General features: G+C 46.9%; 13 protein-coding genes. 9 read left to right on the top strand and 4 right to left on the bottom strand.

What is annotated here, in order from left to right:
• Window positions 1-90: 90 nt before the first annotated feature.
• On the bottom strand, window positions 91-771 hold the full coding sequence (locus KE627_RS03140) for a DUF6198 family protein (protein ID WP_082602308.1): 681 nt from the start codon (window positions 769-771) through the stop codon (window positions 91-93).
• Window positions 772-863: 92 nt separating this feature from the next.
• Window positions 864-1,439 carry a TetR/AcrR family transcriptional regulator gene (locus tag KE627_RS03135; RefSeq protein WP_056938783.1) on the bottom strand — a complete coding sequence of 192 codons (576 nt, stop codon included), beginning with the start codon at window positions 1,437-1,439 and terminating at the stop codon, window positions 864-866.
• Window positions 1,440-1,557: 118 nt separating this feature from the next.
• Here KE627_RS03135 and KE627_RS03130 point away from each other — a divergent pair, with 118 nt between their 5' ends.
• From KE627_RS03130 to KE627_RS12260, 9 genes are all read left to right on the top strand, one after another.
• Window positions 1,558-2,364: an oxidoreductase gene (locus KE627_RS03130; RefSeq protein ID WP_013728578.1), complete on the top strand. Its 807-nt coding sequence runs from the start codon at window positions 1,558-1,560 to the stop codon at window positions 2,362-2,364.
• 82 nt (window positions 2,365-2,446) lie between these two features.
• Window positions 2,447-4,984 carry a M1 family metallopeptidase gene (locus KE627_RS03125; RefSeq protein WP_056938784.1) on the top strand — a complete coding sequence of 846 codons (2,538 nt, stop codon included), beginning with the start codon at window positions 2,447-2,449 and terminating at the stop codon, window positions 4,982-4,984.
• A gap of 325 nt (window positions 4,985-5,309) precedes the next feature.
• On the top strand, window positions 5,310-6,233 hold the full coding sequence (locus KE627_RS03120) for a GH25 family lysozyme (protein ID WP_013728576.1): 924 nt from the start codon (window positions 5,310-5,312) through the stop codon (window positions 6,231-6,233).
• Window positions 6,234-6,260: 27 nt separating this feature from the next.
• Window positions 6,261-7,079 (top strand): hypothetical protein, encoded by an 819-nt coding sequence (locus tag KE627_RS03115; protein ID WP_013728575.1) that lies wholly within the window; start codon window positions 6,261-6,263, stop codon window positions 7,077-7,079.
• A 263-nt stretch (window positions 7,080-7,342) separates the two neighbouring features.
• Window positions 7,343-7,837 carry a GNAT family N-acetyltransferase gene (locus KE627_RS03110; protein WP_013728574.1) on the top strand — a complete coding sequence of 165 codons (495 nt, stop codon included), beginning with the start codon at window positions 7,343-7,345 and terminating at the stop codon, window positions 7,835-7,837.
• A 163-nt stretch (window positions 7,838-8,000) separates the two neighbouring features.
• Complete coding sequence (locus KE627_RS03105; RefSeq protein ID WP_056938785.1) at window positions 8,001-8,444, top strand: CopY/TcrY family copper transport repressor; 444 nt, start codon at window positions 8,001-8,003, stop codon at window positions 8,442-8,444.
• A gap of 1 nt (window position 8,445) precedes the next feature.
• On the top strand, window positions 8,446-10,638 hold the full coding sequence (locus KE627_RS03100; RefSeq protein WP_013728572.1) for a heavy metal translocating P-type ATPase: 2,193 nt from the start codon (window positions 8,446-8,448) through the stop codon (window positions 10,636-10,638).
• Window positions 10,639-10,870: 232 nt separating this feature from the next.
• The gene (locus tag KE627_RS12265) at window positions 10,871-12,880 is read left to right on the top strand and encodes a KxYKxGKxW signal peptide domain-containing protein (RefSeq protein ID WP_225427166.1); all 2,010 of its coding nucleotides are present in this window, start codon (window positions 10,871-10,873) and stop codon (window positions 12,878-12,880) included.
• A complete protein-coding gene (locus KE627_RS12260; RefSeq protein WP_225427165.1) occupies window positions 12,868-16,539 on the top strand; it encodes an LPXTG cell wall anchor domain-containing protein in 3,672 nt (1,223 codons plus the stop codon). The genes KE627_RS12265 and KE627_RS12260 overlap by 13 nt, the downstream gene beginning before the upstream one ends.
• 289 nt (window positions 16,540-16,828) lie before the next feature.
• Here KE627_RS12260 and KE627_RS03090 read toward each other — a convergent pair whose 3' ends face one another.
• Both KE627_RS03090 and KE627_RS03085 read right to left on the bottom strand, forming a co-directional pair.
• Window positions 16,829-17,872: a zinc-binding dehydrogenase gene (locus KE627_RS03090; protein WP_013728570.1), complete on the bottom strand. Its 1,044-nt coding sequence runs from the start codon at window positions 17,870-17,872 to the stop codon at window positions 16,829-16,831.
• A gap of 79 nt (window positions 17,873-17,951) precedes the next feature.
• Complete coding sequence (locus KE627_RS03085; RefSeq protein WP_013728569.1) at window positions 17,952-19,202, bottom strand: MFS transporter; 1,251 nt, start codon at window positions 19,200-19,202, stop codon at window positions 17,952-17,954.
• Window positions 19,203-19,245 lie beyond the last annotated feature (43 nt).

Here is a 19,245-nt window from a genome sequence, read left to right as displayed (position 1 = left end):
GGGAAGATGCAACTGGATTTACCGACAATTTATGATTTCATTTGGCTGTAGCGACCATTCAATTGAAGGGGTAGAACATTGGTGACGATACTAATCATTCCCCAAAGTTTTAAAATTATGCTTCAAAGTCGGCCAAACCCATCGATCAGCGGTTTGAATAATCAAGCCATTGAAAAGAATCGAAAAGATCGTTCCGACGTTGACGGCATACAAATTGTGGGTCACCGCAAAGGAAATCACCATCGCGATAATTGGCGGAACAAAATCGACCAGCTGGGCAGCCACGGCACTTTTTTTCAAATACATAAACCGCAAAATATTGGTGGTATCATCATTTGGATGCATGAGAATATTTGCCCGCTGATACAGTGAGATGGCCGTACAGAAGAAGATAATCCCCAAACATGATAGGATGCCCCGAATCACAATTGGTAACTGGCCGATCCCAATTTGGTCAAAAAGTTGGGCAAAGATATTCACGAAATAACTAAAAAAGCAGACATAGAGGATTTCGCCAACGAACCGTGGCCAATCCGGATGTCGCAGCAGGACTTGGTTGGTGACCGTGTTCAAAAAACCGATAAAAAACAGGATAATGCCAACATTCAAATTGAACCAGTGACTGTAGTTAACAGCAGAAGCAGTCCAAACGGCACTTCCCATGTTCGCTGAAATGGTTAGCGCATTGCCAAAGGCGTTTAAAATCAGTCCCGAGATCAGGCCGACCCAACGCTGAGATTTTGTGTTTTGGATGACGATTCCCCCTAGAATAATGAATTTCGCATCAATTGGTGCTGATTGTTCAATCACCAGCACGTCAGAATTTAAGTATACGAGTAATCAGGCCGGCCGACAAGCCTCTCTCAGACAAAGAGTAATGCTGATAAGGGTGGGACAATTTCCTCGATAGCCAGCTCGTTTGGTGACATTTCCTTACTATCAATTAACTGAAAGTAATCGATAATGGCGGAAAAGACCAAATTGGTGAGATACATGAGCGGTAGTTGGCGGACAGTTCCTTGATGCTGCAAATCCTTCAGCCACTGAAAAATGGCAATAAAAATTTGATCGTCGCTGACTTTTGGAATCAGTTGCCGTAAAGTGGTGCTCTGCCGAATTGACCAAATAACATCGAGTGATTCTTTGTCGCTGCTATGGAATTCATCGAGTGTTGAAACCAAATTTTTAAGCGCATCCGTGGGTGGCAGGGAGAGATCAATGCGATCGACTAAAAATTGAATGTACTTTTTCTGGTGGTACCGAAAGACCGACACCAGCAAATCATCTTTATTTTTGAAGTACACATAGATATTCGACTGTGCCATTTGAATGTGTTTGGCGACTTTAGTGGTCGAAAAAGCGGCCAACCCCTCGGTCAGTAAAATGGCGGTCGCACCCTGAATAATCCGATTATAATGTTCTGTCGTTTTAATTTTCATATCTTCATTATATTGGAAAGTGCCGGCATTGCAACCTTGACAAACGATAAGACTATCGCTATTATACACAGTAAGCATTAACGATAGAGTTATCGCTTATGAAACGGAGGTCTTTTTGATGAAAAAAGTTGCGATTGTGACGGGCGCGTCGTCCGGGATTGGCCTGGCTGCTGCCAAACTGCTTTTGAAGCAGGGCTATTACGTGGTTGGCGGTGCGCGACATGTTGAACAAATGAAGGTGCTGACTGAACTCGGCGGAAAGGTTCATGAATTGGATGTCAACAAAGAGTCAAGCCTGAAAGCCTTTGTAGCCTTTGTCTTGGATTCATATGGCAGAGTTGACGTGTTGGTTAATTCTGCAGGCTACGGTTCATTTGGCGCGCTGGAAGAAGTGACAATCGAGGAAGCCAAACACCAAATGGACGTCAATTTATTCGGGTTGGTTCGATTAATTCAGTTGGTCTTACCGACGATGAGAACCCAAAAGTCCGGCCGCATCATTAATATTTCTTCTCTGGCGGGTTTGATGTATACCCAACTGGGCGGCTGGTATCATATTTCCAAACACGCATTGGAAACCATGTCTGATATTTTGCGGTTGGAAGTTAAACCTTTTGGAGTTGATGTGGTTGTGGTTGAACCAGGCAATACAGCAACCGGATGGCAGAAAATTGCCGTGGATAAACTGTTGGCGGCTACTCCAATCCATTCTCCCTACCGGCGGGTGGCCGAGCGTTTAGCGAAGACATTAAAGGACAGTCGGGCAACTACCAACGATGTGGCACCAGTGATTGTCAAAGCGGCCATGACGCGCAAACCAAAGTTACGCTATCAGATAAGATTTCAAGAACAAGTGACGGCCAAATTGTTGAAATTGATTCCCGATCGGATTCAAGATCGACTGGTCACGCGGATGTTCAGCTAAAAATCAATGTTTTGCCATTCGAGCCGCATAAGCGTTGCCAGAGTCGTATAATATAATTAACAAATTTTCAAGGAGGCAACTCATGGCAGAACAATTAACCCATTTCTACGAAAAATTTCAACCAAGTCATTACAATATCTATCTGGACATCAACCGGGATACCAAGGAATTTTCCGGGACTTCTACGATTACAGGTGACGCGATGACGACCGCGATTTCGATTCACCAAAAGTTTCTCAATATTGAATCGGTCCAAGCTGACGGCAAAGCCGTTTCATTTAGTAAGGACGACGATCAGGAAGCAATCAATATTGATTTGCCGACAACTGGGGTTGTGACCTTGGCCATTCAATTTAGTGCCAAATTGACTGACACGATGATGGGCATTTATCCATCTTATTACGAAGTTGATGGCGTTAAGAAGCAGCTGATCGGAACCCAGTTTGAGACCACCGCTGCCCGTCAGGCCTTTCCATGTGTCGATGAACCCGAAGCCAAAGCCACCTTTGATTTGGCCATTAAGTTTGACGAGCATGCCGGCGAGACGATCATCAGCAACATGCCGGAAGTCCGCACAGAAAATGGTGTTCACTATTTTGATACGACCATGAGGATGTCGACTTATCTGATCGCCTTTGGATTTGGTGAGATGCAGAGTAAGGAAACGACCACCAAGAGCGGTGTTAAAGTTGGTGTGTTTGCTACCAAGGCGCACAAGGCCGATGAGCTTGATTTTGCCTTGGATATCGCCAAACGGTCGATTGAATTTTATGAAGACTTCTACCAAACACCGTACCCATTGCCACACTCATGGCAGCTGGCTCTTCCAGACTTCTCTGCCGGTGCCATGGAGAACTGGGGCTTGGTAACGTACCGTGAAGCTTACCTGCTCTTGGATCCCAAGAACACCTCATTTGAAATGAAACAGCTGGTTGCCACCGTGATCGCCCACGAATTGGCTCATCAGTGGTTTGGTGATCTGGTGACGATGAAGTGGTGGGACGACCTGTGGTTGAACGAAAGTTTTGCCAACATGATGGAATACGTTGCAATCGATGCGATCGAGCCTGATTGGCACATTTGGGAAGTCTTCCAGACCTCTGAAGCCCCGGCTGCTCTCCAACGAGACGCTACCGATGGTGTTCAGTCGGTTCACGTCCAAGTTGAAAACCCGGCCGAGATCGATTCAATTTTTGACTCGGCCATCGTGTATGCCAAGGGTGCCAGAATGTTAGTAATGGCCCGAGCTTTGGTTGGCGACAAGGCCTTGCGGGAAGGCTTGAAGAATTATTTTGCCGCCCACAAGTTCCATAACGCTACCGGTGCCGATTTATGGTCGGCTTTGGGCGACGCCTCTGGCATGAACGTGGGTGCCATCATGAACTCGTGGCTGGAGCAGCCTGGATATCCAGTTGTGACGGCCAAAGTCCAAAACGGCCAGTTGACCTTGTCACAACAACAATTCTTCATTGGTGACGGCAAGGATGTCGACCGCAAGTGGCAGATTCCGCTTAACAGCAATTACGACGCCGTGCCTGAAATCATGGCTGATAAAACACTCACAGTCGGTGATTATCAACAGTTGCGTCAAGAAAACGGCAAACCATTCTTCTTGAATGTTGGTAACAATTCACATTTCATTATTCAATATGATGAAACCTCAATGGCAGATATTCTTGATCATGTGGCGGATCTGGACGCGATTTCTCAGCTCCAGATTCTCCAAGACCTCCGTTTGTTAGCTGATGGTCGTCAAAATTCCTATGCTAATATTGTGCCGTTGCTGCCAAAATTTGCGGACAGCCATTCCAACATTGTCAATGCGGCAATGTATCGGGTTGCCAACAATTTGAAGAAATTTGTGACTCCTAAATCTAATGAAGAAAAAGCACTCAAGCAATTCTTCGATCGACTGAGTGCTGCCCAACTTGATCGACTGGGCTTTGCCCCTAAGGCTGGTGAGTCAAATGATGACCAATTGACTCGGCCGTACATTTTAAGTGCTTCATTGTATGCTGAAAACGCTGATGCCATGGCTGCAGCTCATACGTTGTTTAAACAAAACGAGGGCAGTCTGGCCGGCTTATCTGCTGATATTCGGGTGTTTGTCCTTCGAAATGAGGTTAAGAACTTTGGCAGTCAAGCCTTATTTGACAAATTATTGGCTGCTTACCGGCAAACTGCCGATGCCAGTTACAAGCAAGACATTTGCGCTACTTTGACGAGTACCACTGACCCCGATTTGATTGCCAAGTTGGTTGGTCAATTTGAGAATGCCGACACCATCAAACCGCAAGACTTGCGGGCCTGGTTCCGTGGGGTCCTCGCCAATGATGACGGTCAACAAGCTGCTTGGGACTGGATTCGAAAAGACTGGCAATGGCTCGAAGATACGGTTGGTGGGGATATGGAATTTGCCACCTACATTACCGTTATTTCAGGTATCTTCCACACACCGCAACGGTTGGCTGAATTCAAAGAATTCTTTGAACCAAAGATCCCAACGCCTGGTTTGACTCGCGAAATCAAGATGGATATTAGTGTCATTGATAGTCGGGTTCAGTTAGTTCAAGCTGAAAAAGCTGACGTTAATGAGGCAGTTTCACGAGCTGTTAAATAATTTTTCAATTATCTTGAGGGTTCCATCGAGCTGATGGAACCCTTTTGTTATCGGCTGATGCCGATTTGGCTACGCATTCCGATTTATTCATTGACGGTTGTCGGAGTGATATTTTTTCAGTTATGTTACACATTTATAACATTCTTGAAAAGAAGTAATCGCTGAGGCTTTATGACGCGACTCAGCTCTGTAATATTCTTTTTGCTTACTGCTGGGCTTCTTGTGCTCAAACCCATTCTGTCATATGTTGGTAGAGAAATTGACGACAACTGTTTAGCTAATTGAATTTGGCGTAAGCAAATAAATAAATGCGGAGTGGTTTTAAATGAGTTCATTGAGGAAAAAGGGACGGGCGATCATCCTATCGATTTTGACCGTTATCTTATCGGTTTCGATTTTTGGGGCAGTTAAGGCATCGGCTGCCACAACTGTCATTCCAGATATTTCAGAGTGGCAGGGGAAATTAACGGCTTCGAAAGTTTCAAACTTGAAGAGTCAGGTTTCCTTCATTATTAACCGCCGGCAATATGGCGCTAACTATCAAGACAAGTACGCGACCAATAACACCAATTTATACGTCCAATATGGCATTCCATTTGGTGAATATGATTACGCCACCTTCACCAGTGCGGCCAGTGCCCGTAATGAAGCCAACGTCTTCTATCAAAATTCCAACAAGAACGCCAAATTCTACGTTTTGGACTACGAAGAAAATGACGTGACTTCAGGTTCAAGCAATGCTGCTGTTAAGGCCTGGTACGACCAAATGCGTTCATTAACCGGTAAGAAATTAATCTTTTATTCCTACCAGTCCTTTGCAACGGCTCATGCCAACACCGCCAGAAAGAATTTTGATGCCCAATGGATCGCCAATTATTCTTCACGGCCAACCATTCAAACCGATTTGTGGCAGTACACTAATAAGAAGTACGTTCCCGCATTGAAAGAATCAGTTGACGCCAGCACAATTCTGAATTCCAGCAAGCCAATTACTTGGTGGATCGGCGGAGCTCAGTCAGCTGATACTGCGCAACCAACTTATTTCACCGACGTTGTCAGCAGCGTCACGACCACTCAGAAACTGTACCTGTATGATTCAACCAGCTTTAAGAAAGCCAACCGGGTTGTTAAAGTTCAGCCGGGAACCAAAGTTAACGTGACGGTAATTCACAAACGAGACAGTGGTTCATACTATTTTGAAACTGCCGACGGCCGCTACTTAACTGCCAATAAGAATTTCGTACAATAATTCACGCAAACAATTTGGAGGGAAACGATGAAGCTCTATAAATTAGGTGGAGTGTTATTACTGAGTCTGGTTCTTGTCGGCTGCAGTAATGGCAATTCCGGTAAACAAAGTTCTAATAATGAATCAAAGACCGATATGCAGAACTCAAGCAGTTCGACCACCAGCTCTGATACCACCAGCGGACAAAGTGCCTCAACAGCTTCTTCTGACAGCAACGCTCAATCAGACGGTCAATCGTACGATTTCTCATCGCTGACTAAGGATCTGTCAAGTAAGTTGTCAGATACGTTATTGCCACAAAATTCGGGACTGAACGATTCATCCAAGAACGTTCATATCAGATATAATGGGAATTCTACCAACAGTACCATATACTACAGCGTTGGTAATGATGCACTCGCGCTCAACGACAGTAGTTTGAAAGCTGAGAAGCCGTATGCGGTCTTAGCCAAACGCAGCTACTCTTCAGCTTCGGAAGCTCAAAGTCATGTCGATTATACGGCTGCTTCAGAAATTAAAGGGCTCCCGAAAGTTGACCTTGGTCACGGGATTGTTGGTCATACTCAATCAGGAGCCGGTCAGCAATACATTTCTTGGAACGAGGGCAACTGGTCGATTAGTGTTCATGGCAGTCCCGTGAATAACACGACGCCGAAGAAATTAGCACTTTCAAGTGTCAATATGTTTGAAAGCTACTCATTACCGGCACCGAATACCCAAGGAGTCGTCAAATTCAACGTTGGCAGTTCAGCTCAAGTGATTACTTGGCAGGCTGGCAGTGTTGTCTATCGACTGCAGGCAACCGATCCCGCCGTCGCAATTCGGATGGCTGCCAGTATGAAATAAGTCAAAAAGAAATTGAAGTTACAGGCGATTTGATCCCAGCATTTAACGAAGAAACGCAGTTATTCCGGACTTTGGAATGACTGCGTTTCTTCGTTGAATGGCCGCCGCAAGTTTTCAAAGTAGTAATCCTAGTTGCAATGAAAGCCTCCATAACGAGTAATATCCCGTCCTCTTTTGTTCATTTGTGACACGTTGGCGTGATATTGCGCCTCGGGATTGCCTGACGTAAAATAGATGGATAATACAAAAAATGAGGTCATGGAATGTCAGTCAGATTTGAATATGCAACGCACGATGAACTGCCACGAATTGTTGAAATCTATAATGAGATTATTCCCAGTCGCCTTGCTACCGCCGATTTAGAGCCGGTTTCGGTTGCCTCTCGTGAGAACTGGTTTGCTGAGTTCAATCATGAAACCCGACCGTTGTGGGTCATGAAGGTTGACGATCAAATAGCCGGGTGGGTTGGCTTGGAATCATTTTATGGCCGACCAGCATACCACAAGACTGCTGAGATTAGTATTTACATTGACGCAAATTATCGTCACCAAGGCTTGGGACAGCAGGCAATCGACTTTGTCAGTGGAGAATTGGAACGCCTCGGGCTGGATGCCCTGGTTGCCTTCATTTTCAGCCATAACCTGCCGAGCCAAAAGCTCTTTATCCACAATGGATTTACGGTTTGGGGACATTTGCCAGATGTTGCCGAAATGGATGGGCAACGGCGCAGTTTGGATATTTTGGGGAAACATTTTTAATGTGAGTGAACGGTGATTGGGACACGTCCCAGTCGCCTTTTTTGTGGATGAAACAGAATTTTCAAACAGAAATGGTTGCATCTTATAGGCTACAGATGTAAACTGTAGTTGTTGAGAGCTACAAATGTAAACTTTAAAAGAAAAATAAAATGAGGTTATCAAAATGATAGATGCTAAAAATGTTACCATCACCGATTCTGAATGGGAAGTTATGCGGGCAATTTGGACAATGGGGTCGACAACCAGTCGTGAGCTGATCGACGCGATGAACGAACTACAGGGCTGGTCTGACTCAACAACTAAGACACTCTTGCACCGATTGATTAAAAAGGGCGCTGTTGAACAAATCGGCGATAGTCGACCATTTACCTTTAAACCGGTCGTCGGCGAAAAGGAATCAATGTCCGCTGCGGCGGACGATTTATTTGATCATATGTGCGCGATGCGAGCCGGCTCTACAATTGCCCAAGTGATCAAGACACGCGAATTGTCAAAAAGTGACATTGCAGAATTGCAGCAGATATTGGCTGAGAAAGCCAAGGATGCTCCGGAAATGGTTCAATGCAACTGTCTGCCGGGGAAAATGACATGTGAGGAGGATCGTTAAAATGGCAAATAATAAAGATGAGATGAATATGGATCATGATATGGACAACATGGATCATTCTAAGATGAATATGGACCATGATATGAGCAGCATGGATCATTCTAAGATGAATATGGACCATGACATGAGTCAAATGGATCATTCAAAAATGCAGATGGATCATGGCGATATGGACATGTCCGGCATGGATATGGGTGGCGACATGATGATGCATGGCGGTCAAATGATGCACATGGGTAACCTGAAACAAAAGTTTTGGGTCTCAGTGGTCTTGGCGATTCCCGTATTACTCTTAGCACCCATCATGGGGTTGGACGTCGCTGTGTTGAACTTCCACGCCCCACTCATTGAAGGAATTGCGATTCTTTTATTTGATACGGCACTATATTTTTACGGCGGCTCACCATTTCTAAAGGGCGCCTGGGCTGAAGTTAAGAGTAAGGCACCGGCAATGATGACCCTGATTACGTTAGGTATTTCAGTTTCATATTTTTACAGTATTTATGCATTCATTGCCAATAACTTGATGCACACTGCCACTCATGTGATGGACTTCTCGTTTGAGCTGGCAACCTTGATTCTAATTATGCTGTTGGGTCATTGGTTGGAAATGAACGCGGTCATGGGTGCCGGCGATGCCGTTGAAAAGATGGCTGCTCTATTGCCGAAGACCGCTCATTTGGTAACTGAAAATGGGGAAACCAAAGATGTTCAAGTATCAGATCTGCAAGTTGGTCAATCATTTCAAGTTCGCTCAGGTGAAAGTATTCCTGCTGACGGCACCATTACCAATGGTCAATCAACCGTTAATGAAGCCTTGGTGACTGGTGAATCTGCCGCTGTTAACAAGAATGTTGGCGACAAAGTCATTGGTGGTGCTACCAACAATAACGGAACGTTGACAGTTGAAATCACCGGGACCGGTGAATCCGGCTATTTGTCACAAGTGATGAAAATGGTTCAGGAGGCCCAACAGTCGAAATCAAAGGCTGAGGATCGGGCTGATTTGGTTGCCAAGTATCTCTTCTATGCCGCCTTATCAGTGGGAATCATCGCGTTCTTTGCCTGGTTACCCCAGGGACTATCGACCGGTTTAACCCGAATGGTTACAGTCTTTGTGATCGCTTGTCCACATGCCTTGGGAGTGGCTATTCCATTGGTTGTCGCTCGTTCAACGTCGATTGGTGCGCAAAATGGTTTGCTGGTACGGAATCGTCAAGCTATTGAAGCCAGTCAACACGTCAGTCATGTGCTGTTGGATAAGACGGGAACGCTGACGGAAGGTAAATTCACTGTCAACGCCCTGGTACCAGCAGCAAATACTGATGAACAATCACTGTTAAGTAAATTGGCAGCCCTTGAAAGCAATTCTACCCATCCGCTGGCACAGGCTATTATTGCTGCTGCCGAAGAAAAGGGCATCAAGGTTCAGGCTGCTAACAATTCGCAAAACATCCCTGGTGTCGGCATTTCAGGCGAGATTGACGGCCAGAATTATACGATCGTCAACGGTAACTATCTGACAAAAAACGGGATTTCATTTGATAACGCGACTGCCGATCAATGGGCAGCCAAAGGCAACTCGGTTAGTTTCCTGCTTCAAGGCCAACAGGTTTTAGGGATGGTTGCCGAAGGAGATACGATTAAGAACGGGGCCAAAGAGCTGATTGCCGGATTGAAACAACGTGGCATTACGCCAGTGATGTTAACCGGTGATAATCAAAAAGCAGCCGAACACGTTGCCGGACTGCTTGGCTTGGACGAATTTCATGCTGGATTGCTGCCGAATGACAAGCAAAAAATTGTCTCTGAGTACCAGGCAAAGGGCAATCACGTCATTATGGTCGGTGATGGTGTTAACGATGCGCCAAGTCTGGCAGAAGCCAACATTGGCGTGGCAATTGGTGCCGGGACCGACGTGGCGATTGATTCGGCCGACGTTATCCTGGTTAAATCAGAACCCAGTGACATTCTTCACTTCCTTGATTTAGCCAAGATTACCAACCGAAAAATGGTTCAGAACCTCTGGTGGGGAGCCGGTTACAACATTATTGCCATCCCACTGGCAGCTGGTATCTTAGCATTTGCCGGCATCATTTTGGATCCCGCCGTTGGGGCTGCTGTAATGGCAATGTCAACCATCATCGTGGCCTTGAATGCAATGGGATTGACCGCTGAAAAAATTAGGAATTAATTAACGCGCTTCAATATCAGAACGGTTATGGTTATCATAACCGTTCTTTTTTTGCACGTTACGATAATTGATGAGTAATGGAAAAATATGATGAAAACTTGTCATACCGGGATTAGGTCATTACTTATGACTTATCTTTATACGCCTGATATAATTATATTGTAAAAGAAATGATGTCAATATTGCTAAGGGGAAGCAGACAACTTTACTGTCATTTTTGGAGGAAAAAACAATGAAATCATCAAACAGGGGAATTATTAATCAGGAGGATGTTACTGCTAAACATTATAAGATGTATAAAGCGGGCAAGCGATGGATGATTGCCGGCTTAACGGTCGCTGCCTTTGGCGTTGGCAGCCAGTTAAGTACGGTCACCGACGCATCTGCAGACACAACGCCGACCGCCCAAGGAAATGCGGGTAATAGTGCGACTGCAACTCCTGAACTGGTTAAGACAACTACGAGTGCACCGACAGCAGCAACCACTCCAGCTGCCACACAGAAACCAGCAGCCCAACCGGCTACGGCAACTACGACGACTGCAGACCAAACAGCGACGCCAGCACCACAAACTGCTCAACCGGCGCCAGCAGCTGAGACCCAACAGTCAACGACTGCGCAGACTCCAAAGGCCCAATCCGAGTCAACAACTGAGCCACAGTCACAACCGGTCAATTCCGGTCAGACGGAAGCTGCCAACCCAGGTACATCACAGGCAGCCCAACAGCCTGCTCAGGCAACAGCGACGCCTCAAGCAGCCCAGCCGACAAAAGCAGCTGAGACTGACACTAACCAGCCAGCTGCCAAGCCATCAACATCCAACAATACCACCGCTGATAAAGCAGCAGAAACTAAGGAAACCGGAACCAAGGAAACAGAAACCAAGGCAGCTGACACCAAGGCAGGAGAAACTCAGGCACCGGAATCTAAGACAGCTGAAGCCACACCGACGCCAGCTCAGGCAACTACGGAGCCAACCGTTGCCGAAGATTTGTCATATGATCAAGCGGTCAACGTGTATAACGCCAGCAAGAAACTCTACGGCATCATTACCAACCAGCTGGATCAGGCCAAGAATGCTTATGATCAACAATTAACCGTCTATAAGGACAAACTGGCCGAATATAACCAGGCGCTTGAAAAATATCAGGTTAATCAAACCCAGTATTCCAGCGAAAAGGCGGCCTATGAGAAAGCTAAGGCCGAATATGAAGCTGCCAAAACCGCTTACGATCAAAAGAAACAGGATTACGATCAGACCAAGGCATTGAATGACAAAGCAGCCGCTGACTACCGAGCTGCCAAGGATAAGGTGGAAGCTGCGGTCACCACCCATACGGCTCAAAAGACCGAGTACGACAGTGCCCTCGCCAAATATGAAACAGCCAGAAGTGCGTATGAAGCTGCCCGAGCTCAGTATGAGAAAGGACAGGGAACCTCCACCGATGCTCAGTTTAAGGCGATCCAGGACCATTATCTGCAGACCAAGGCAGATTATGAAAAGACCGAAGCGGAATACCAGACAGTTAAGACCCAATATGACGCCGCTCAAAAGCAAATCGACGACCTGCAGCCGCAGTTCAAGGATGCTGATCAAAAACAAAAGGCAACTGCCGATCAATTCAAAGCAATCGACGCTGAATATCAAAAAATCAATCAGCAGTATCAACAAGCTCACACCACCTTTGCAAACCTGGAAAAACAATTTACCGATGCCGGAATTGACTTTATCGCCAAGACCGATGCTTACAATCAATTGAAAGCTGATTTTGATGCCGTTAAAGCCGTTCACGACAGACTGGCCGAGAGGTATAGTGTTGCCCAGGGGGCTTATGATACCTTAACCACCCGTTTGGCTGAGTTAAATGACCAGTATCTGATTGAATTGAAGAGTTACCAAGAAGAAATGAAAGTCTGGGATGAAACTTACGCCAAGGCAATGGCATTCGAGAAAGCGGTAGCGGAAAGTGCGCCGGAAAAGACTGCTAATCCGATCCTACCCGGCATCCAGGTTACACCGACTGCTAAAATAGTTGATGTCGGCGATAACGGCGTATTTGATCTGCATTTTGATGCCAATGGGATCCGGACAATTTACACAAACGCGGAAATGGTGGTTAACTTACCAACCGACAAAGGCCTCTCCTTTGATGCCAGCGATCTCGCCCAGTACGCAATTGCCGGCGTGACACCGGTTTATGATGCCACCACTAAGACATTGACCTACCATTGGATACATTAGAAAGTGGTGTCGCTCAAGACCTTCACTATGTTTATGGCACCGAAAAGGGCAGTGTGATCAATGGCCAAACGGTCACGATGGGCATCTCATTTAAGGCTGACGAAATCTCAGCGCCTGTCACCCTGAGTGCCTCACAGACGATGGCCATGGCGTATTCGGCAATGGTGACCAACACCCCGGCTAACGTCTACACAGATTCCTATGGTAACGAATATAAGAATCCGGCTCAAGAAGATCAGGCCGTTTGGGACTTCAGTGTGACGATCCCAACCGCCCAACCAAAGAATGCACTGCTGGAACCAGGTAGTGATGTGAACGTTTATTACTATCTGGCGGGCGAGCAGACCTATGTTGGGATGACTAAAGGAACCGCTGAAAACGGTTTGATTGACTCAGCTCCGGAAATTTCGACCGGCCAACTGAAAGATGGGTCTCCGGCAACCGTTCTTAAATGGACAATTAAGGCCGGTGACGTGGCGGATCAAATTGCCAAGGACCAAACCCTGAAGTTCCAAGTGATCGCCAAGGTCAACAAAGATGCCGCCAACTTCCAGTGGCTTAAGACTGATGTCGGGGTCGGTTTCACTTTCCAAGGTGCCCAGCCAATCAATCAGCTAATGGACAAGATCGCGGCTACCATGGTACTGCCGCATGATCCAACCACTTGGAACGTGACTGGTGGGAGTTGGAAACCGATGGTTCACTACGGCTCAAAAGACGGTTTTGGCGCATTGGCGGATAGGGATTTGCTCAATCCGGACCCACAAGTTTATTCCGACGCGAACGCTGTCTTGGAATTCTATGATGCTTTGCTGCCGCTATTTCTATTTAATGATGTAGATCCGGAAGTTCCCCAAAACGAACGGCTGCGTGACTTTAACTATTATGCACTCCACCAGTCGATCGATCCGCGTGAGGATTTAGAGACGGTTATCATCCACAACTTTGTCTACCTGCCTTCAAATAGTATCAAGGATTCCAAGACACCATCTGGGGTGGTCGGCGAATGGACGTACTTCAAGGAAAATCCATACTTGTCACTGGCTGTGAAATATGAGGGTGAGGGACAGAACCAGTACCACACTTTATTTGATAATCTGCCAACCATCACCTCAGATGTCGAAAAGGATAAAGATGGTAACCCAATCTTTGCGACTGGCGGCAACGATGGTTCTGTCGGGTACATCTATATCAATCGCCAACAATTATTGGCAGCCGGACTTGATCCGACAAAGAATGTGGTCGAATTGTATCTCTATATGCATAAGAAGGGCATGGGTGACATTCCAAAGAATCCGGATACCATTAGTCGGGAAAGTATCTACCAATATCCGGATTACCCGTACAAGGCTTATAAGAATGATACAATCACCATTACCGATAAGAACGGTGCTCAAAGAACGATTTTGAAACGGGATCTGTTGAAATCTCCTGAAGATGGTGGCTTACCTGCCGGATCCTGGGCACCGCATGGCACCTATGGCGGCGTCTACTTCAAAACTGTCGTCAAATCAGGCGCAACGCCTGGAACGATCGTGCATCAGATGACCCCTAAGGTCAGTTGGTCGAATGCCAGAACCTATGTGAGTTTGCAGGATTGGGTGTCGGATGCCAATGCCCCTGAAGGCTTATGGCGTTGGCTGGCAAAGGACGAGGCCGAACAGCAAGCCTCCATCGATGAAGGATCAGGTTGGCCGGGGGTTGTCTGGCAATTCCTCAACCCGTCAACAATCGAAATTGCGGCGCCAAATAAAAATGCCAGTCGTTACGTGACTTCTGCGATTTTCCTGGACGGCAAGGCCACGGGCTCAGTTCTTGAGACTGGTGCTCATCAATTGACCCTTGGGTTTGTGTTGGACAAGAGTTCGCTCGGTAACCTGGTTGCCAGAGACACGCCATTTGAGACTTACACAGTTCTGCCAAAGGGTGTCACGTTCGATGCAGCCGCCTCAAAACAGTCCGGCGTCATTCCGTTTGGTAACCAATACTCAGTTATTGATAACTTTAAAGGTTCTGGTCAACAGGTGCTTAAGATTGTCTGGACAGACATCTCCAACTTAACACCAGGAAAGAACGGCGCGACTCGGGTGATTGTCAACATTGATAAGAGTGCGCCAAAAGATATGGTTTTCCAGAACTTCATTAATGTTGGTCCCGATACTGAGAATTATATTGTCTCAGTCCCAGCGATTAATAATGCCACGCTGTCAACGACCCAAAAAATTGCGGACGGCTCGACAACCGGTTTGATTGATACCAAGACACCTTTGATTACATCAGGTAACTACTACATTTTGGATAAAGATTCCAAACTGCAGAGCAATCAATTGGTCAGCCAAAGCGACAAAGGTGATTATCACCACGCCGTTGCAGTTGAAACCGGTAAGCAGGCGACCGTCAAGATTACCTTTACCGACAATACGGACGAGAGTTTGTCACAGCTTGACTTACTTGATTTCTTACCGCAAGCCGGTTCAATTGAAGGTGTCTCAACATCTGATGTGAGAACTTCGACCTATACGGCCGGTTTGACTGGTCCGGTTGTTCTGCCGGCCGATTGGACAGGGAAAGTCAACGTTTACTACACCACTGAGGACCAGGCAAATCTGTTGAAGGATCTGAGTGCAGTGACTTGGCAGCTGGAAAATTCAGTGACCGACTGGTCGAAGATCACCGCCTTTAGAATCATGCTTCCCGGCACTTCAGGGCAAACCATCAATGGCCGTCCGGCAGAAGGGATTACCTTTAACTTGGCAGTTCCAGACAAATCGACCTTTATCTCGAAATATGCTGAAGCCGGCAAACAGGTTGGGGTTGGCGAGTTAAACGACAAACTCAAAGATGAAGTGGCTTACAACTCATACGTTGTCGGGGTTAATCAAATGGGCTATACGGAACCATTGTTGGCCGCAATTAAAGTCGTCAACGTTGATGAAAAGGCCAAGGAACCAGCCCAACCAATTTTGGATGAAACCCGCCCAACCAACGACGCGGAACAGCCAGTTGCGCCGGTGGCACCAGTCGAAAATAACGGAACCAAAGTGGTTGATGTGACCGGTCCAACCGCACCTGAAGCTGGAACGACAGTCGTGGCAGACTACCAGCCAAACCTTGACCAGCCACAAGAACCGGTTGCCCCAGTGGCACCGAAGAAGGCTGAGAATCCGGTAACGCCTGGTGGCAACGTGGATCCTAACAAGCCGATCACTCCAACACCAAGCACGCCAACTCCGGGAACTCCGACGCCAACACCGAATACACCTGGTACGCCAAATGAGACAAATCCGACACCGCAGGAGAATGTTGTTCATGAAGACACGACCGAGTCTCAGGAACCGGGAATGATCAAGACTGGCGAAAAGGCACCTGAAGCACCGAAGAAGCAAACCGCAAAAGACCCTCAAAATAGCAAAGAACAATTGAAGGTCAATGATCCTGGCAAAGTGGTTGCTAACGATGCTCAAGCTGGCCAAGCTAAGCAAGCAACAACCCAAGCTGTTGGCCAAGCAGCTACAGAGAAAGGAACTAACGAAGGCCGACAAGCAGCCTTACCACAAACTGGTGATACCGAAACTGGCCAAGCGGTTTCAATCATTGGCATGATCTTATTGGCAATGTTTGGTTGGCTTGGATTTGGTAAGAAGCGGAAAAGAGAATAATCAGCCAAAAGACTAGAGGCCGGGACACAACTGATTGTTAGTTGTGTCCTGGCCTCTCTTGGGTTCTATTGATATCTAGTTGAAATGTGTGAAAGAGGGCAGCAATTGAAATTTAAGCGCCACCAGCCGAAAACCTGACTCGGTTTCTTGGTGTCTTACTGTTATTTGGATTAAATGTGTTCAAGAGGACAGCAACCAAATTTTAAGCCCCTCCACCCGAAAACCTGACTCGGTTTCCGTCTGGAGGGGCTTAAATTTCAATTGCTAAACGTCCTCTTTCACACTCTTATTAATCTTGAACAACAACCAGCGACTTAATAGCTTCACGTTTAGCCATTGCTTGATAAGCATCGTCAATTTCATCCAGATTGAAGCGCTTGGTGAAGACCTTGCCTGGGTGAATGTCACCGTCTAAGACAGCCTTCAACAGGACTGATTTATCGTAGGTGGTTACTGAAGCTGGACCTCCGGCAATGCCAAGGTTGCCATAGAACGAACTGCTGAGGTCAGTCTTCTTGGTATGCGGCAGACCAACTCGGCCAACGATTGCGCCTGGACGAGCAACCTTCATGGCAGTTTCGGTTGAAAGCTCAGAGCCAACACATTCCAGTACGGCATCCGCGCCGGCACCGTTGGTTAATGCCATGACTTTGGCAACTGCTTCGTCGCCTCGTTCAGGGACAATATCAGTTGCACCAAATTCAGTAGCCAATTTTTGACGATCTTCATGGCGGCTCATTGCGATGATCCGGCTGGCACCCCGCATTTGAGAAGCAATCACGCCACACAGGCCAACGGCACCGTCACCGACAACGACAACTGTGTCACCAGCTTTGACGTTGGCAACCCGGGCAGCATGATAGCCGGTTGCCATAACGTCAGCCAACGACAACAGCGAGTTCAACATGCCATCGCTGTAATCGGCTGGTTTCCCAGGGATCTTGACCAGTGACCATTCAGCGTGCTGGTAACGCACATATTCGGCTTGGTAGCCGGAACTGAAGTTATCGCTATGAGTTTGGCAGCTGCCTTCATAACCGGCACGGCAGGCAGCACAGTGTCCACATCCATGGGTAAATGGGGCAATCACAAAGTCGCCGGGCTGAACGGTAGTAATGTCTTTGCCGACTTGATCAACGATCGCAATTGCTTCGTGGCCGCTGTTTTCGGAATTGGGTTCCTTATCTTCCAAGCCACGGTAAGCCCACAAATCAGATCCACAGACGCAGGCACGGACAATGTGTAAAATAACGTCGTCATCAGCTTGGATGGTTGGCTTGTCAATCTCTTCAATTTCAACTTTTCCTGGTTTTACAAATAATGTTGATTTCATCAAATAATCTCCCCTTACATTTATTTACAAAGTCATTGTAGACCTTGAAGTCCACTTTAAGGCAACTACCAATTTAAAATTAATCTTCTTTGGCGAGTCGGGCTTGAAGTTTTAAATCATATTCTCGCATGATTGGGATCATCAAGGCAAAAATCCCACAAATGACCGTGCCAATCCCGGCGATGACAAAGAGCATCTCAACTCCCAATGCATCGGCAAGGGGGCCGGCGAAAATCAGTCCGATTGGCCCGGTTAAACTCATTAGGGAATTTAGTACCCCCAGGACTCGTCCCAGTTGCTGAGGCGGGTAACTCTGCTGAATCATCGCCATCAAGAGCGTGTTGAAAAACGGTGTGGCAATTCCTTCGACGACATTTAAAATGGCAAACCACATAAACCCGGTCTGGTTACCGGGAAGCAGGCCACTTAAACCGGTAGGGATGCCGACAAGGAAGAATGCAATGATCACTGGTTTCATTCTGTCGGACCAGTTGCCCCAGATACCGATGATGGCCCCGCCAACCAGCATCCCACCGGAGTACAAAGCTTCGATAAAGCCAGCTTGGCCAACGGTTCCCTGGAAATATTTCATTGTCATTAGCGGATACATGCTGGCCGCCGGCATGTACAGCAGGGTGAAGACTGCTCCGGTGATGGTAATGTACCAGAGCCCCTTATTGTGCATGAGTTGTTGAACGCCAAGCTTGGTGTTGTGCAGCATATGCAGAGCAGCGTCGATCTTTTCGTTGTTGGGAATCTGGACCCAAATCAAGATACTGATACCCAGGATGGCGCCAAGCACGTCCAGCAAAATCAGATATTGCAGGGGGATAATCGCAAATAGGAAGGCACCGAGAGCCGGCGCAATAATCATATTGGCTGATTGGACCATGCCGAGTTGACCGTTGAGCTTTGTCAATTCCTTATCGGGAACCATCGTTGGCATCACCGATTGAATCGTCGGCATTTGAAAAGTCTGAGCAATGGACCGCATTAATAGCGACACAAAAATCAGCCAGATTGGAAAGACGTGAAAGACCCCGCCGGAAACCGACAGGATAATTGCAAAGATTGCGGCCACCACGTCTGGAACGATGAGTAAGGCCTTCTTGTTCCAGCGATCGACCAGTGGTCCGACAAATGGACTGAGCAGTGCCATCGGCAGCATGCCCAAAATTGTCGCGATGCTGAGGATGGTGGCCGAGCCGGTTTCTTTGGTTAGATACCAAATGATGGCATACTGAACGATCATGCTGGTAATCCCAGTCAAAAATTGACTCGTCAAGAACAAATAAATATTTCGCCGCCAGTGCGCTTGATTAACCCTCATCACAAATACCCCGTTATTTTATAAAGTAAACTTTATCCATATT

Source organism: Lentilactobacillus buchneri (assembly GCF_018314255.1).
Lineage (GTDB): Bacteria > Bacillota > Bacilli > Lactobacillales > Lactobacillaceae > Lentilactobacillus > Lentilactobacillus buchneri.
Note: the sequence above shows the minus strand (reverse complement) of the source record. Positions and strands in the feature narration are given on the sequence as shown.

What these genes read in the sequence shown, in the direction of transcription:
- KE627_RS03090 (WP_013728570.1), bottom strand. Translation starts at nt 17,872, where the DNA reads ATGAAATCAACATTATTTGTAAAACCAGGAAAAGTTGAAATTGAAGAG.
- KE627_RS12265 (WP_225427166.1), top strand. Translation starts at nt 10,871, where the DNA reads ATGAAATCATCAAACAGGGGAATTATTAATCAGGAGGATGTTACTGCT.
- KE627_RS03130 (WP_013728578.1), top strand. Translation starts at nt 1,558, where the DNA reads ATGAAAAAAGTTGCGATTGTGACGGGCGCGTCGTCCGGGATTGGCCTG.
- KE627_RS03105 (WP_056938785.1), top strand. Translation starts at nt 8,001, where the DNA reads ATGATAGATGCTAAAAATGTTACCATCACCGATTCTGAATGGGAAGTT.
- KE627_RS03110 (WP_013728574.1), top strand. Translation starts at nt 7,343, where the DNA reads ATGTCAGTCAGATTTGAATATGCAACGCACGATGAACTGCCACGAATT.
- KE627_RS03085 (WP_013728569.1), bottom strand. Translation starts at nt 19,202, where the DNA reads ATGAGGGTTAATCAAGCGCACTGGCGGCGAAATATTTATTTGTTCTTG.
- KE627_RS03135 (WP_056938783.1), bottom strand. Translation starts at nt 1,439, where the DNA reads ATGAAAATTAAAACGACAGAACATTATAATCGGATTATTCAGGGTGCG.
- KE627_RS03115 (WP_013728575.1), top strand. Translation starts at nt 6,261, where the DNA reads ATGAAGCTCTATAAATTAGGTGGAGTGTTATTACTGAGTCTGGTTCTT.
- KE627_RS03120 (WP_013728576.1), top strand. Translation starts at nt 5,310, where the DNA reads ATGAGTTCATTGAGGAAAAAGGGACGGGCGATCATCCTATCGATTTTG.
- KE627_RS03100 (WP_013728572.1), top strand. Translation starts at nt 8,446, where the DNA reads ATGGCAAATAATAAAGATGAGATGAATATGGATCATGATATGGACAAC.
- KE627_RS03125 (WP_056938784.1), top strand. Translation starts at nt 2,447, where the DNA reads ATGGCAGAACAATTAACCCATTTCTACGAAAAATTTCAACCAAGTCAT.